Genomic DNA, 15629 nt, shown 5'->3' on the forward strand with positions numbered 1-15629 from the left:
GAGTGGTTCGGGAAATAGGACGCAGTTTACTGACAGTTGGACCATCGCGCGACGTTATCAATTGTCAGGTATCGAGGGTGTTTGGCGCGTCGGATCAGTCGATCGATTCCAGGCGCAAGGCATCCCCCAACAATCCCAGTGCCTCGGCGAGGTCGTGATGACCACCGAAGGTGTGACTCAGGCGCAAATGCTGCTCGTGCAAGCCCCGCAGACTGAACAGCTCCCCCGGCGCGATCACCACATGCTGCTTGAGTAAACGCTCGAACACTCGATGCACATCGACCTGGCGCAATGAGCGGATCCAGATCGTCGCTCCCCCCTGAGGCTCAACGAAGTGCAGTGCATCGGGCAGGCGCTCTTCAAGCAATTGAGTCATCTGCACCATGCGTTCCTTGAGCAGTCGACGCAACACCAGCAGGTGTTGATCGATGCGTCCATTGCTGTACAGCCGTGCAATGGCTTTCTGACGAATCAGCGACAAACGGAAAGCGCGTAGCAGAAAGTGCCGTTGCAGTTCGGCACGCAGTTGTCGCGACAGCAGATAGCCGAAGGGCGCCTCCGATCCGATGATTTTCTCGAATGTGGAAAACACGATCAGCCGATCCGGGTCCAGCAGATCGCGAAACCGCAGGCCATTCGGCTCGAATTCCAGTTCGCCGTAACAATCGTTTTCCAGTACCCAACTGCCATGTCGTGCCAGCAGCTGTGCGGTGGATTGCCTGTTGCTGTCAGGCGCCACACTGCCCCGAGGCATGTTCAACCCCGATGAAAGCACCACCAGGCGCACTTGCCCGGTCTCGAGCAATTCCGTCAACCGCTCAAGATCCAGACCGCCATTGGCTTGTAACGGCAGCTCGACCACCTGCACGTCAGCGTCCTGGAGCAGGCGCAGAATCACCCAGTCGCATGGCGATTCGACCACCACCACAGCGTCTTTGAGGCCAAGGACCGCAATCAATATTTCCAGTACGCCACGCAAGTCGGCGCCAATATAGACATCATCGGCATGCCAGCAACGTGTCGGCGAAGTGGTATAGCGCGCCGCCAGGGCGGTGCGCAGCTCCAGCTCGCCGCAGGGTTGTGAAGAAGGCTGTGGCTGACGCGGATATTGGCGCAGCAGTTCTCTCTCCAGCAACAGCAACGGGCTATCCAGAGGTTGTAATAACGCCGGCTCATCGGCACTCAGCACCAGCATGCCGGGACGTCTGGCGTTGACATAAACCGTTTCGAGCAGATCCTTGCCGCTGCCGGGTATGCCGATTGAGGACACGGGTAGCGCGTAGTAGCCGGATTTGGCCACCGAATAGACGCGCCCCTCCTTCTCCAATAGCGAATAGGCGTACTGAATGGTCGAGATCGACACATTCAGGCGGTGCGCCAACTGTCGCAATGAAGGCAGGCGCACTTGCGCGTCACTGCCCGGCTCATTGATCAGGTTAGTCAGGTAACGGTACACCGCCTGGTACGCAAAATCGGTATCTCGTGGTCCTTTCATGGGGAATGGCCGAACAGGCTACGAACGTCGTGGCGCCTCCTCGCTGAATCCGTCAAACCTGGCACTTTCACCGCCCTGTCGACCATTCGCCAGCCACGGACGTTTCATTGTCTGGCTCCACGACTTCTGCTTGCACATCCATCTCGCCGCTTCCCGTGCCGCCCGCCCTGCCCTCATCCCGAACCACCGGGGCCATGCGGTAAAGCGTACCGATCAGACTCACGGACAACCCGCTGACGTCGACCATCCACTGCAAAACCTGCTCGGGTGCAGGGCCGCCCTGCATCGCCCGGTGCAAGTCCGGCAACGCCACGAGCATGCCGGGATGGCACTGACGAAGAAAAAGCTCGAGTGCCGCGCCGTTATCGACAAAAGGGGCAAACAGTAGACACACCAGTTGAGCCTCGCTCAAACCGAGGTTCTGTTGTGTTTCGACCGCCACCAATGCGCGCTGGTCGACCCTTGTCATCGGGTTGCCGAAGGTCTCCATTGCCCGTTCGCAAAAGCGTTCTGGAAGCTGTTTGCGACGCATCATCACCAGCGCCCGCTGCAAGTACTCGCTGATGCCTGTCTCGTAGGTACGACCGTCTATAAAGCACGCTTGCAAGCCACGAATGTGCGCGGATATCGTCAGGCTGACGTAGTCGTTATCACTGAGCTGAGCCGACAACTCGTCAGGTTGAAACCCGAGGAAATCGGTGAGCAGCGGCCAGCGCTCTTCCAGATTGCTGACCAGCATGTCGTGAATATCGATAAAGGTCGTGCGGCGACACGCTTCAAAACGATCGGCGGGACGCCACGCCGCCTGGGCAGACTCAGGATAAAACTCGCGGTAGCAATCGCTGCCCAATTCATCGAGCCGCGCGAACAGGCCCTCGTAGCCCGTTTCATGACGGTCCGGTGCCTTGAGCCCGGCCTTGGCCGCTGCACGGTTCAAACCCTCGATAAACTGCTTCTGCCGACGGGGCGTATCGCTACTGATCAACGCATCGACCCCCTTGTCCCAGCGGGCGATTTGTCCGTAAAACTCGCCGGTCGCCAGATACCCGTCGTCCCACAGATCAAGCGGCCCATCCCAGGCGCGGCGGTGTCCGACCATCAGCAAGTTGAGCCGGTTCGACTCGCGACCGGCTTCGGAGATCGATGCCAGATGGTTGAACGGCAGGACTTCACGATTGTCGACCATCAACACTTCGACCCGGGGATCGTCGTAGAGAAACAATGCACTGCAGCTGCGATGGATGTTTTCCAGGACCGTCGAAGCCGTACCGTTCAAGCGCAAGGTCGCCACTCGCAGCTGAAACGTCGCGGGTGCCCGGCTGGCGATACTCAGTTGCGCGGCGCGCAGCAGCGCCAGCGTGTAGCAGCTGTCGCGGGACCCGGACTGGATCGCCAGCACCTTGTAATCGCCAATACGCTCCATGCCCCCGGCGGACATCACCAACCGTTGAATCAGCAGTTGCAATGCCGTGCGCTCGGCGCGAGAGAAAAAACCCAGCAAACGCTGCAGCATTTGCTGATAAACATAGTTCATTGCCTGATCATGGGTAGCGGTCATCGTTATTTACCTGTGACTCATAAGTTCAATGCCACGCCAACAATCAGATGTATTGCGCGACAGGTTGCTTGTCATCAATGGAGTGCCGAGTTGTTATTCAAATGCTAGCACTTAAGAAGTGTGTAATTATTTGAAATGATTGAATGCCACGAGTACCCAAGAAGGTCAAGATCGCCGAAACGCCAGGCAGAGTGGGCGCCTTGCGTTTCTGCGCGCCGTCCTAGGAAATTTCCGACAGCGTCCCACAGACACTTAATACAAGAAATAAAGAAAGAAGTTGCCAATAAAGGCATGACAACTGAGCGTCGCCGCATTATTTGTTGAGCATATATTGCCGGCACGCATTGAGGAGTTCCAGCCTGATACTCGGCCATGGCTCTTTCCTTGAGATGAAATTAATCATTCAATTATCAGGGCTTAAATAATGATTAGAAGATACAGATTGAGAGCAAAAACCAGTTCAGTTGCTGAACCGGCCCACCGACTGATCGATGGAACGTCTCATAGGAGTGACTGCCAGCAGAAGAGCCCGTGCTCACACGGACTCTTGCAGAGGAAGGCTCAGGCAGGTTCGACCTGTAGGGCAACCCGCTCGCGACATGGGCATTCGTCCATATAGCGGTGGGCTTCGACAAATTCGGAAAACGGGAACACCCGGGTCTTGAGCGGCAGCAACACACGGTCCGCGGTCAACTGGTTGATGTCGCGCAGGGCACGTTGCAGTGCAGCCTGATCCTGGATGATGCCCAACTCCGGCTTGCCGGTGAAGTTGCCGATGCAGTGCACGAAGAACTGAATGTTCTTCTGGAACGCCGCACAGGCGGGGAATGGCGTCTGGTTACCCCCTTGCAGGCCATAGAGCACCAGGCTGCCACGAGGCGCCAGAACATCGCCGAGCAGCGACATCTGCGGCCCGCCAAGGCCATCGAATACCACATCCACACCGCGATTGTTGGTAATTTTGTTGATCCGCATGAGCAGATCCTCTTCCTCGGTAACGATGACCTTCTCGGCGCCGAGGGACAGCAGGTACTCACGCTCATCCGCGGTTTTGGTCGCAGCGATCACTCGCACACCGAGGGCTTTACCCAGTTGCACGAACGACGGTCCGGCACAGTGACTGGCATCGGTCACCAGCGCAAATTGCCCGGGTTTGACTCGCGCCAGATCGGCGTAGGCAAAATAGGCGATCAACAGCGGCGTGTAATGCACGCTGGCTTCGATCGGGCTGAGCACGTCCGGGTAGCGGGTCAGCGCCGAGCGTGGCAGAACGATCTGTTCGCCATAAACAGGGTAGTCGTTGGGACTCTCGGCCGGAAAGCTGGCGACCTTGTCACCGACGGCCAGGTCATCGACGCCCTCGCCGACCATCGTGACCACGCCGGCCATTTCATGACCCAGGCCTGAAGGCAGGCGAGCATGGGACGAGGCCAGGTTCTGGCGCCAGAGAATGTCGTACCAGCTGATGCCTATCGCTTCGACGCGTATCTGCACTTCGCCCGGCGCAGGCAGAGCAGCCGCATGCTCTTCGCATTTGAGCACCTCGGCTGGACCAAACTTGTGAAAACGGATCGTGCGGGACATCGCAAACCTCGTCAAAGTAACCTCTAATGCCCTGAACTCTATCTGGGCTTTCTACCCAAGACCATCAGTGGCTATTAATAGTCGACATGCCTGTCATTGATTCCGCAGCGACGGCGACATCATCCAATGCCGTAAAAACCGAAGCAGCCTTTCAGAAAAATCTGAATTACCCTGTGCAGAGTACCAGCCTTTGCCCGTAAGATTCATGCCGGCCATTGTTCTCATATGACCGCTCACGTCAAGTTTGCTGAATCTGCCAGGACTCCAGATGAATCGTAATGACCTGCGTCGTGTCGACCTGAACCTGTTGATCGTTTTCGAAACACTGATGCACGAGCGCAGCGTGACCCGTGCTGCGGAAAAATTGTTCCTCGGCCAGCCGGCCATCAGTGCGGCGCTCTCACGCCTGCGCGGGCTGTTCGATGACCCGCTGTTCGTACGCACCGGCCGCAGCATGGAGCCTTCCGCCCGGGCGGTGGAAATCTTCGCCCTGCTTTCGCCAGCCCTGGATTCGATTTCCACGGCGGTCAGTCGCGCGGCGGAATTTGATCCGGCGACCAGCACCGCGGTGTTCCGTATCGGCCTGTCGGACGATGTCGAGTTCGCGTTGCTGCCAATGCTGCTCAAGCGTCTGCGCGCGGAGTCGCCGGGGATCGTGCTGGTGGTGCGTCGAGCCAACTACATCCTGATGCCGAGCCTGCTGGCGTCGGGCGAAATTTCCATCGGCGTCAGCTACACAGCCGACCTGCCGGCCAACGCCAAGCGCAAAGTGCTGCGCCGCAGCATGCCGAAACTGTTGCGAGCCGACACGGTGCCGGGGCCATTGAGCCTGGATGATTTCTGCGCCCGCCCCCACGCGCTGGTTTCATTCGCGGGCGACCTGAGCGGCTTTATAGATGAAGAACTGGAGAAACTCGGGCGCAAACGGCATGTGGTGCTGGCGGTGCCACAGTTCAATGGGCTCAGCACGCTGATCAGTGGCACCGATATTGTCGCGACCGTGCCTGATTACACAGCTGAAGCATTGACCGCGGCGGGTGGTGTGCGCGCTGAAGATCCGCCGTTGCCGGTGCGCAGTTTTGAATTGCACATGGCCTGGCGTGGGTCGCAGGATAATGATCCGGGTGAGCGGTGGTTAAGGTCGCGGATTCAGATGTTTTTTGGCGACCCTGAGAGTCTTTGATTCAAGCCGTCGCACACTTAAACGCTGGATGACCGGGCACTCACAACGGCCCGCAAAAGAGCTGCAGGCACTGCTGCTGAGCCAGATGGGTGGCGACCAGCAAGGTACGCCAACCCTCAAAGTCATATGACAGCACCTGCCACACCAGCCACAGCCACAGGTAGCTGAGTTGGAACACCACCCAGGTCAATCCTGGCTATCCACGGCGGTCAAGCATGGCGATTATCCGTACCGTCCATGACACGACGGGCTTCGGCGACCGTGTTTGCGGCCAGGCGTCCTTGCTCCACCAGTGCCTGCAGAGCCGTCAGGCAGATCGCCTGGCTGTCCACCTCGAAGTAACGCCGCAGGGCGCGCCGGGTGTCTGAACAGCCGAAGCCATCCGTGCCCAGCACCTTGAACGGCGCACTGACATAGGGAGCGATGAGTTGCGCATAGGCCCTGACATAGTCCGTCGCCGCCACGACCGGCGCGGACCCGCCCAGGCATTGCTCGACATGTCCCAGTGTCGTCTGCGCACCCGCCAGACGCGCGTGTCGGGCAGACCTGGCATCGCGTTCAAGCTCGCTGAAACTGGTGACACTCCAGACCTGCACCGTCACGCCCCATTGCTCGCGTAGCCGGTTCGCCGCCGCCAGCACTTCATTGAGGATCGCGCCGCTTCCAATCAGGCGCACCAACGGCGCGTCCGACCCGGCGTCTAGTGTGTCGAGCAGGTACATGCCCTTGATCACATCCGCCTCGGCACCGTCCGGCAGCGACCGTTGCAGGTAATTTTCATTGGTCACGGTGAGGTAGTAAAAGACGTCCTCCTGGGCGGTCAGCATGCACTTGAGCCCATGGTCCACAATCACTGCCAATTCACCGGCAAACGCCGGGTCGTAGGCTCGGCAGTTGGGCACGGTCGCCGCGACAACATGGCTTGAACCGTCTTGATGCTGCAGCCCCTCCCCGGCCAGGGTCGTGCGCCCTGACGTCGCCCCGATCAGAAAGCCGCGGGTGCGCTGGTCAGCCGCGGCCCAGATCAAATCGGCAACACGCTGGAAGCCGAACATAGAATTGAAAATGTACACCGGCAGCATCGCCATGCCGTGGGTGCTGTAGGCGGTACCTGCTGCGATCCATGAAGACATCGCCCCAGCCTCGGTGATGCCTTCCTCAAGGATCTGACCATCGCGAGCCTCGCGGTACGACACGATAGAATCCTTATCCTCGGGTGTATAAAGTTGGCCCTGGGGCGAATAGATACCGTACTTGTGGAAGAGATTGGCCATGCCGAACGTGCGCGCCTCGTCGGCCACAATCGGTACGATGCGCTCGCCTAACACCGGGGTCTTGAGCAATGTGCCCAACATGCGCACGAACGCCAGGGTGGTGGACATCGGTTTGCTTTCCCCCGCCGACGCAAAGCCTGCGAATGCACTGGCCGCCGGCGTTTCCAAAGGCACCGCAACGCTGCTGCGGCTCGGCAGATAACCGTGGAGGGCCTGACGACGGCTGTGCAGGTAGCGCATCACAGGGCTGTCGGCTTCAGGCTTGAACAACCGAGCAGCATGAACATCCTCGTCGCTCAGGGGCAGCGCGAAGCGGTCGCGGAACGCCAACAGTGCCTCAGCGTCGAGCTGTTTCTGCTGGTGCGCGATCATCTTGCCTTGCCCCCAGCGTCCCATGCCATGGCCCTTTTCGGTCTTGGCCAGGATCACCGTCGGGCGCCCCTTGCAGGCCAGTGTGGTGTCGCGCCCGGCCCTAGGTCACTTCCTGACGCGGGGCACGGCCCAGCGACCAACCAAAATTCATGCCCGCCGCCGCCAGCAGGATCGCGCTCGCGCCAAGCACTTGCAGGGCGCTGAGCGGATGGGCGAAGGCAACCCAGTCGACCAGGATGGCGACGATCGGATAGATGAACGACAGTGCGCCGACCAGCACCGTGGGGATTTTCTGGATGGCGCTGTACAGCAGGGTCGACATGAGCCCGGTATGGACCACGCCGATAATGATCAGGTATGTCCAGGCGCCCTCGACCATATCGACCCTGCTGAAATCCACGAACGGGGCCAGGACCAGCACGCCTACCACCATCTGGATCAGCACGATCAGGTGCGCGGGCAGGTCCTTGAGGCGCTTGGTGATCGCCGCCGCCACGGCGTAGAAAAAGGCCGAAGCCAGGGCCAGGCAGACGCCGAGCAAGTAGTCGGCGCCGGTGGCCTGCCCACCGCCCTTGGCGGACACGATCAGCATCAGCCCGGCGAAGGCCAACAGCAGCCAGCCAACCTTGGCGGCGCTGAGGCGTTCAGCGAAAAACAGCACACCCAGACCGACCAGCATGAACGGCTGAACGTGGTAGACCACCGTGGCAATGGCGATAGAGGAATGTTTGTAGGCACTGAACAGCAGCACCCAGTTGAGGATCAGCGCCACCCCGCCCAGGCACACCAGCATGAACTGCCGGGCGGTGATCAGGGAGCGGCGCAGCACCCCAAGCACCAGGCATGTGACCAGCATCGCCATGGCGCCGAACAAGCAACGCCAGAACACCACGGCCTCCGGGCTCTGCCCCGACATGATGACGAACCAGCCCACCGTGCCGGAGATGACCATGGCCGAAATCATTTCGAGCGTCCCACGGGTTTGCGACTTCATCACTCACTGCTTCCTTGCCGTCGACATTGCCGTAACCTAAGCCGCCGTTCGCGGGGGGGCTGGCGCTTTCAATCAAACGCGAACGCTTGGCCGCTGGGCTTTCCTTGACCGAGTTGGCGAAGCGCGCCGGGGTGGCGAAGTCGACCTTGTCTCAATTAGAGTCGGGAATCGGTAACCCCAGCATCGAAACCTTATGGTCGCTGGCGATGGCAATGGGTTTGCAAGTCACCCGGTTCTTCGAGCAACCCCAACAGCCGTTGCGGGTGATTCGCGCCAACGAGGGCATGACCACCTATGCCGAGACTGCCAATTACGCAGCGACACTGCTTGCCGATTGCCAGGCGGGAGTACAGCGCGACATCTACCGGCTTAAGGTGCAGCCCGGCGAAGTTCGGCTGTCTCAGCCTCACCCACCGGGAACCGTAGAGCACGTGGTGTTGTGCAGCGGCAGCGCCCATATTGGCCCGGCGAGCGGACCTGTGTTGCTGAACGCTGGCGACTACATCAGCTACCTGGCGAATGTGCCTCACGTGTTCGAAGCACTCGAGGCGGACACTACGGCGGTGATGGTGATAGAGCATTCCTGAGGTAGGTGCCATGGACACGCCAAATGTTGAATCGCCCTGAATTTTCTGGACGCCCTGACAGCGACTCACGATGCCCCTGACTCCAGGAGTTAACAGTAAACATTAGAACCCTAATGGAATTCTGCCAGCACTCGCCATTTTCGTTCGCTCGTGTATCACGAGCGACTTGGGGGTAAAAGTGGGGGGTATCTTCAGTTTTTTATCGCGCAAACCACTTTCCTAGAGTCCTGTCCAAATGTTTTCGATCTCAGGTGTACCCTGAACGCGAGCGTCAAACTCTGGGCTCCTGCGACTCTCGGTAGGTGCTGCTGATCAGGAAGGAGAAAGGCTGGGATGGCCAGGTTCGGCAGGAACCGACAACTTGTTTGTCACCGACACGCACAGGTCGGTTTTCGAGCGACACAATGGACGATGACATTAGTAGACGGACGCACGCGTTGCGTCCAGTAAGGGTGTCCCTCAGACGTTAATCGAGCGGAGCATTTCGAATTTCTCGTCTCGCTGATCAATATCCAATTTCACCTCCCATAGTCACGTGGCGGGGGCCTCCCCAGGGCTCTCGTATGCTTAAAATCCTTAAGCTATTCCCATTCGCTGCCGAATCAAAAGAAACTCTCAACGAACCGAGATAATTGCCTTTGGCCACTTGGTGACTAGATGGTTTCCACCGTGACCACAATGTTTCCATATGTCGATATCAGACATCGAGGTGGCGTGATCAGATAACTGAATTGTCGGGCAAGCCGGGTAAGGTGGCGCTCCTTTTCATCGAAATAGCCACATCGCGATGATGGGTTTGATAGGAACTGCAGCGTTTGAAGAGTCCCTCTTTCAGGAAGCCCTGCAGGCAACAATGATGATCTGTTGCCCCTGTCAATCCGCTTAAATATCGATCAGCAGAGAAAAAAAACAATGATTAGCCCGAGCTCCAAGGATTCGAGTGGCCAATTGGCGCAGGGCTTCAAGCCTCGTCACGTAACAATGCTATCCATCGCCGGTATTATCGGCGCCGGTTTATTCGTTGGCTCAGGACATGCCATTGCAGCTGCTGGCCCAGCCGTCCTTCTGGCCTATCTATTCTCGGGCCTGCTCGTCGTTCTGGTCATGCGCATGCTCGGTGAAATGGCGGTAGCCAATCCGGACACTGGTTCGTTCTCCACCTATGCCGACCAGGCAATAGGCCGTTGGGCAGGCTTCACCATCGGTTGGCTCTATTGGTGGTTCTGGGTGCTGGTGATTCCTATCGAGGCGCTTGCCGCCGGTCATGTGTTGAACCAGTGGTTTCCCCAGATCGATGCCTGGCTGTTCGCCCTGGGGTCGATCATTGCCTTGGTGATCACCAATCTGTTCAGCGTCTCCAAGTACGGCGAATTCGAATTCTGGTTTGCCATGGCCAAGGTGGTGGCGATCATCGGTTTCATCGGGGTGGGTTTTGCCGTGTTGATGGGCTGGGTGCCCGAACGGGAGGTCAGCGGCTTGAGCGGTCTGATGGCCGAACATGGCGGGTTCGCCCCCAACGGCCTGTCGGCGGTGGTGGGCGCCTTCATCACCATCATGTTCAGTTTCATCGGGACCGAGGCAGTGACCATCGCCGCCGCTGAATCCAATAATCCGTCGCAGAACATTGCCAAGGCCACGCGTTCGGTGATTTGGCGCATCGGCGTGTTCTACCTGTTGTCGATTTTTGTGGTCATCTCCGTGGTGCCCTGGAACGATCCGCTGCTGGCCCAGGTAGGCTCTTACCAGCGGGCACTGGAAATCATGAACATTCCCCACGCCAAGTTCATGGTGGACGTGGTGGTGCTGATCGCCGTGGCCAGTTGCATGAACTCCTCGATCTACATTGCCTCGCGCATGCTGTACTCGCTGGGCCGTCGTGGCGATGCGCCGAAGACGCTGAAGGCGACCTCCTCCGAAGGCGTGCCGCGGGCAGCCGTCATCGCCAGCACCGTGCTGGGCGCGGCGATCACCGTATGGAGCTACTTCATGCCCGCCGGTCTGTTTGAGTTCCTGCTGGCCAGCTCCGGCGCGATTGCCTTGCTGGTGTACCTGGCCATTGCAGTGTCGCAGCTGCGGATGCGCCGAATGTTGCGTCGGCAAAACGTCGAGCTGACCTTTCGCATGTGGCTGTTTCCATGGCTGACGTGGCTGGTGATCGTGTTCATTTGCGCAGCGCTGGCGGTCATGATGATCACCCCGGAGCACCGTACCGAAGTGAGCACAACCATTGGACTGGCGCTGGCGATTTCCTTTATTGGCCTTGTGACATCGCGTCACCCTGCGCAGGCTGCGAGGGTGACGTCAGTGGGATAAACCAAGGAGATATTGCGCCGAACCTGATACTCCCCACGCCAAGGCTGGGGGGTATTACAAGCACCTGTGTCTCAGGCCGTAATAGCTCTTTGTGAGGACATGACCACGATGTCATCGAACTCCACCGTGTCCGACGGTACGACTCAATCCGTCGGTTTTCTGCTGTTGGATAAATTCACACTTATTTCCCTGGCGTCCGCAATAGAGCCACTGCGCATGGCCAATCAGCTGTCGGGGCGAGAGCTATATCGCTGGCATACGTTCAGCCTCGGTGGAGAGCCTGTCTTGGCCAGTGACGGCGTGCCGATCACCCCCGATGCTTCATGGAACAACCCATTAGTGGCGGACACTGTAATCGTGTGCGGTGGTATTGGAATCCAGAACGCAATTACTCGCGAGCACATTAGTTGGCTGCAAGCCTTGGCGCGTCAATCCAGACGATTGGGAGGTGTGTGCACCGGTAGTTGGGCGCTTGCCAAAGCCGGGCTGCTCGACGGCTACGAGTGCAGCGTGCATTGGGAATTTCTGGCCGCCATGCAGGAAGCTTTCCCGCGAGTCAGCATCAGCGCAAGTCTCTTCACCCTCGACCGAAACCGATTCACAAGCTCCGGGGGAACGGCACCGATGGACATGATGTTGCACCTGATTGGTCGCGATCATGGTCGCGAACTGTCCGCAGCCATCTCTGAGATGTTTGTTTACGAGCGCATACGCAATGAACAGGACCATCAGCGCGTTCCGCTCAAGCATGTGTTGGGAACTCATCAGCCAAAGCTGCAGGAGATTGTCGCGTTGATGGAAGCCAATCTCGAGGAACCGATCGATCTGGATAACCTTGCAGAATACGTTGATCTGTCACGTCGACAGCTGGAGCGGCTATTTCAAAAATACCTCCACTGTACACCGTCACGCTACTACCTGAGATTGCGCCTTATTCGAGCGCGACAACTGCTTAAGCAGACGTCATTGCCGATCATAGAGTTGGCGTATGTATGCGGTTTCGTGTCCACACCACACTTTTCCAAATGTTATCGCGAGTACTTTGGTGTTCCACCGAGCGACGAGCGTTCCAGCTCTGAAATGAGTCGCAAACCCGCAACGCTTGCGATTACGCAGATGTCATCGACTAAACCGCTGACGTCGTTCGATCAAGCACGAAACGAATCGACTTTTGCCAGTGTCCGGATGATTGATCGTTCCGATTTGGCGGAATCTTGCTGATCGGCCACCCCAGCCGCACCTTCCGAAGTGCCTGGGTTTACTCATTAAAGATCACACAGGAGATTTGACGTGCACATTGGTGTTCCTCTCGAAACCCAGACGGGTGAAACACGGGTTGCTGCAACCCCGGAAACCATCAAAAAGCTGATCGGCCAGGGTCATAAAGTCACTGTGCAAAGCGGCGCCGGCATCAATGCCAGCGTTGTCGACAGTGCTTATGCAGCGGCAGGCGCAACCATTGGCAGCGCCAACGATGCGTTTGGCGCCGAGCTGATTCTCAAGGTGGTCGCTCCCAGCGACAGCGAGCTGACACTGATCAAGCGCGGCACCGTTGTGGTGGGCATGCTCAATCCGTTCAGTAATGAAACCATCGCCAAACTGGCCGAGTGCGGCATTACCGCGTTTGCACTGGAGGCCGCGCCGCGCACCTCCCGTGCCCAGAGCCTGGATGTGCTGTCCTCCCAGGCGAACATCGCCGGCTATAAAGCCGTGTTGCTGGCCGCTCACCACTATCCACGCTTCATGCCGATGCTGATGACGGCGGCGGGCACCGTGAAAGCGGCGCGTGTGCTGATTCTCGGCGCTGGCGTAGCCGGTTTGCAGGCGATTGCCACGGCGAAACGTCTGGGCGCAGTCATCGAAGCGTCCGACGTGCGTCCTGCGGTGAAGGAACAGATCGAATCCCTGGGTGCGAAATTTGTCGATGTGCCGTACGAAACCGATGAAGAGCGCGAATGCGCCGTCGGTGCCGGCGGTTATGCCCGCCCCATGCCGGCCAGCTGGATGCAGCGTCAGGCCTTGGCTGTGCATGAACGCGCCAAGCAGGCTGACATCGTCATCACCACCGCGCTGATCCCGGGCCGCAAGGCGCCGACGCTGTTGAGCGCAGAAACCGTGGCGCAGATGAAACCCGGCTCGGTGGTCATCGACCTCGCGGCCGCCCAGGGCGGCAACTGCCCGCTGACAGTGGCCGATCAGGTGGTCGTCGAGAATGGCGTGACCATTTGCGGCCCGACCAATCTGGCCGGCGCGGTCGTGGCCGATGCTTCGGCGCTGTACGCGCGCAACCTGCTGGACTTCCTGAAACTGGTGTTCACCAAAGAAGGCCAGTTTGAGATCAACCTCGAAGACGACATCGTCGCCGCGTGCCTGATGTGCCGCGACGGCCAAGTCATCCGCCAAAACGCCTAAGCAAGGATTCAGACGATGGAAGAGCTTATCTCCCCCGGTATCTACAACCTGATCATCTTCGTGCTGGCGATCTATGTCGGTTACCACGTGGTGTGGAACGTGACCCCTGCCCTGCACACGCCGCTGATGGCGGTGACCAACGCCATTTCGGCGATTGTGATCGTCGGCGCCATGCTGGCGGCGGCGCTGACCGTGACCCCATTGGGCAAGACCATGGGCACCCTGGCGGTGGCGCTGGCGGCCGTGAACGTGTTTGGTGGTTTCCTCGTGACTCGCAGAATGCTTGAGATGTTCAAGAAAAAAACGGCACCTGCGAAAACTCCAACGACCAAGGCAGCAGTGCCTGTCGAGGTGCAAAAAGCATGAGCATGAACCTGGTTACCTCCCTGTATTTGATCGCATCGATCTGCTTCATCCAGGCCCTCAAAGGCCTGTCGCACCCCACCACGTCGCGGCGCGGCAATGTCTACGGCATGCTCGGTATGGCGCTGGCGATCCTTACTACCGTGGGCCTCATCTATAAGCTGGGCGCTGAGCTGACTACTGCCGGCATCGGTTACGTCATTGTCGGCCTGCTGGTCGGCGGCACCGCCGGCTCGATCATGGCCAAGCGCGTCGAGATGACCAAGATGCCAGAACTGGTCGCCTTCATGCACAGCATGATCGGTATGGCCGCCGTGTTCATCGCCATTGCGGCGGTGGTCGAGCCGCAGTCTCTGGGCATCGTTAAACTGCTGGGTGATCCGATTCCGGCGGGTAACCGTCTGGAGCTGTTCCTCGGCGCGGCCATCGGTGCCATCACCTTCTCCGGTTCGGTGATCGCCTTCGGCAAGCTGTCGGGCAAGTACAAGTTCCGTCTGTTCCAGGGGGCGCCGGTCCAGTTCACGGGTCAGCACAAGCTGAACCTGCTGCTGGGTCTGGCGACGCTGGGCCTGGGCCTGACCTTCACACTGACCGGTAACTTGAGCGCCTTCGCCCTGATGCTGGCCCTGGCCTTCGTGATGGGCGTGCTGATCATCATCCCGATCGGCGGCGCCGACATGCCCGTCGTGGTGTCGATGCTCAACAGCTACTCCGGCTGGGCGGCAGCGGGTATCGGCTTCTCGCTGAACAACTCGATGCTGATCATTGCCGGCTCGCTGGTCGGTTCGTCCGGTGCGATCCTCTCGTACATCATGTGCAAGGCGATGAACCGTTCGTTCTTCAACGTGATCCTCGGCGGTTTCGGCGGCGCAGCCGATGTGGCGGGTCCTGCCGGCTCCAAGGAAGCGCGCCCGGTGAAGTCCGGCTCGTCCGACGATGCTGCGTTTTTGCTGACCAACGCCGATAGCGTGATCATCGTGCCCGGCTATGGCCTGGCAGTAGCGCGCGCCCAACACTCACTGATGGAGTTAGCGGAGAAACTGACTCACCTTGGCGTCACCGTGAAGTTCGCCATTCACCCGGTTGCCGGGCGCATGCCGGGGCACATGAACGTGTTGCTGGCCGAGGCCGAAGTGCCTTACGAACAAGTGTTCGAGATGGACGACATCAACTCAGAATTCGGCCAGACCGACGTGGTACTGGTGCTTGGCGCCAACGACGTGGTCAACCCGGCGGCCAAAAACGATCCGAAATCGCCGATAGCCGGCATGCCGATTCTCGAAGCGTTCAAGGCCAAGACCATCATCGTCAACAAGCGCTCGATGGCCAGCGGCTATGCCGGTCTGGACAACGAACTGTTCTACCTGGACAAGACCATGATGGTGTTCGGCGACGCCAAGAAAGTCATCGAAGACATGGTCAAAGCGGTCGACTAAAGCCTTCTCCAGCGCGCTCCAAAACTTGGGCCTTCAATAGGCTGGGATGAATGAGATT

Annotated in this window: 12 protein-coding genes and 1 pseudogene; 7 read left to right on the plus strand and 6 right to left on the minus strand. The window is 58.9% G+C overall.

What is annotated here, in order from left to right:
- Window positions 1-94: 94 nt before the first annotated feature.
- The 3 genes from MEB48_RS21830 to MEB48_RS21840 all read right to left on the minus strand — a co-directional run bounded on the left by MEB48_RS21830 (window position 95) and on the right by MEB48_RS21840 (window position 4637).
- Window positions 95-1495: an aminotransferase-like domain-containing protein gene (locus tag MEB48_RS21830; RefSeq protein ID WP_237885978.1), complete on the minus strand. Its 1401-nt coding sequence runs from the start codon at window positions 1493-1495 to the stop codon at window positions 95-97.
- Window positions 1496-1562: 67 nt separating this feature from the next.
- Window positions 1563-3053, minus strand: coding sequence for a hypothetical protein (locus tag MEB48_RS21835; RefSeq protein ID WP_237885979.1), 1491 nt, complete (start codon window positions 3051-3053; stop codon window positions 1563-1565).
- A gap of 561 nt (window positions 3054-3614) precedes the next feature.
- Window positions 3615-4637: a zinc-dependent alcohol dehydrogenase family protein gene (locus MEB48_RS21840; protein ID WP_237885980.1), complete on the minus strand. Its 1023-nt coding sequence runs from the start codon at window positions 4635-4637 to the stop codon at window positions 3615-3617.
- A gap of 268 nt (window positions 4638-4905) precedes the next feature.
- Here MEB48_RS21840 and MEB48_RS21845 point away from each other — a divergent pair, with 268 nt between their 5' ends.
- On the plus strand, window positions 4906-5820 hold the full coding sequence (locus tag MEB48_RS21845) for a LysR family transcriptional regulator (RefSeq protein WP_007896187.1): 915 nt from the start codon (window positions 4906-4908) through the stop codon (window positions 5818-5820).
- A gap of 40 nt (window positions 5821-5860) precedes the next feature.
- On the opposite strand, the gene MEB48_RS21850 is transcribed toward MEB48_RS21845, so the two are convergent.
- The 3 genes and pseudogenes from MEB48_RS21850 to MEB48_RS21860 all read right to left on the minus strand — a co-directional run bounded on the left by MEB48_RS21850 (window position 5861) and on the right by MEB48_RS21860 (window position 8460).
- Window positions 5861-5998: a hypothetical protein gene (locus MEB48_RS21850; RefSeq protein ID WP_176466912.1), complete on the minus strand. Its 138-nt coding sequence runs from the start codon at window positions 5996-5998 to the stop codon at window positions 5861-5863.
- A gap of 31 nt (window positions 5999-6029) precedes the next feature.
- Window positions 6030-7544, minus strand: a pseudogene (locus MEB48_RS21855) (transketolase-like TK C-terminal-containing protein); the annotation flags it as partial.
- A 22-nt stretch (window positions 7545-7566) separates the two neighbouring features.
- On the minus strand, window positions 7567-8460 hold the full coding sequence (locus MEB48_RS21860; protein WP_237886018.1) for a DMT family transporter: 894 nt from the start codon (window positions 8458-8460) through the stop codon (window positions 7567-7569).
- A 59-nt stretch (window positions 8461-8519) separates the two neighbouring features.
- Between MEB48_RS21860 and MEB48_RS21865 the strand changes: the two genes are divergently transcribed.
- From MEB48_RS21865 to MEB48_RS21890, 6 genes are all read left to right on the plus strand, one after another.
- The gene (locus MEB48_RS21865; RefSeq protein WP_269137579.1) at window positions 8520-9047 is read left to right on the plus strand and encodes a helix-turn-helix domain-containing protein; all 528 of its coding nucleotides are present in this window, start codon (window positions 8520-8522) and stop codon (window positions 9045-9047) included.
- Between the two features lie 912 nt (window positions 9048-9959).
- Entirely contained in the window at window positions 9960-11360 is a 1401-nt protein-coding gene (gabP, locus tag MEB48_RS21870) for a GABA permease (RefSeq protein WP_095053893.1), read from the plus strand.
- Between the two features lie 108 nt (window positions 11361-11468).
- Window positions 11469-12581, plus strand: a complete 1113-nt coding sequence (locus tag MEB48_RS21875) for a GlxA family transcriptional regulator (RefSeq protein WP_442969116.1) — start codon at window positions 11469-11471, stop codon at window positions 12579-12581.
- 69 nt (window positions 12582-12650) lie between these two features.
- Window positions 12651-13772, plus strand: a complete 1122-nt coding sequence (locus MEB48_RS21880) for a Re/Si-specific NAD(P)(+) transhydrogenase subunit alpha (protein ID WP_237885983.1) — start codon at window positions 12651-12653, stop codon at window positions 13770-13772.
- 15 nt (window positions 13773-13787) lie between these two features.
- Window positions 13788-14138 carry an NAD(P) transhydrogenase subunit alpha gene (locus MEB48_RS21885; protein WP_237885984.1) on the plus strand — a complete coding sequence of 117 codons (351 nt, stop codon included), beginning with the start codon at window positions 13788-13790 and terminating at the stop codon, window positions 14136-14138.
- Window positions 14135-15571, plus strand: a complete 1437-nt coding sequence (locus MEB48_RS21890) for an NAD(P)(+) transhydrogenase (Re/Si-specific) subunit beta (protein ID WP_237885985.1) — start codon at window positions 14135-14137, stop codon at window positions 15569-15571. The genes MEB48_RS21885 and MEB48_RS21890 overlap by 4 nt, the downstream gene beginning before the upstream one ends.
- Window positions 15572-15629: the final 58 nt, after the last annotated feature.

Source organism: Pseudomonas sp. PGPR40 (genome assembly GCF_022014505.1).
Classification (GTDB): Bacteria; Pseudomonadota; Gammaproteobacteria; order Pseudomonadales; family Pseudomonadaceae; genus Aquipseudomonas.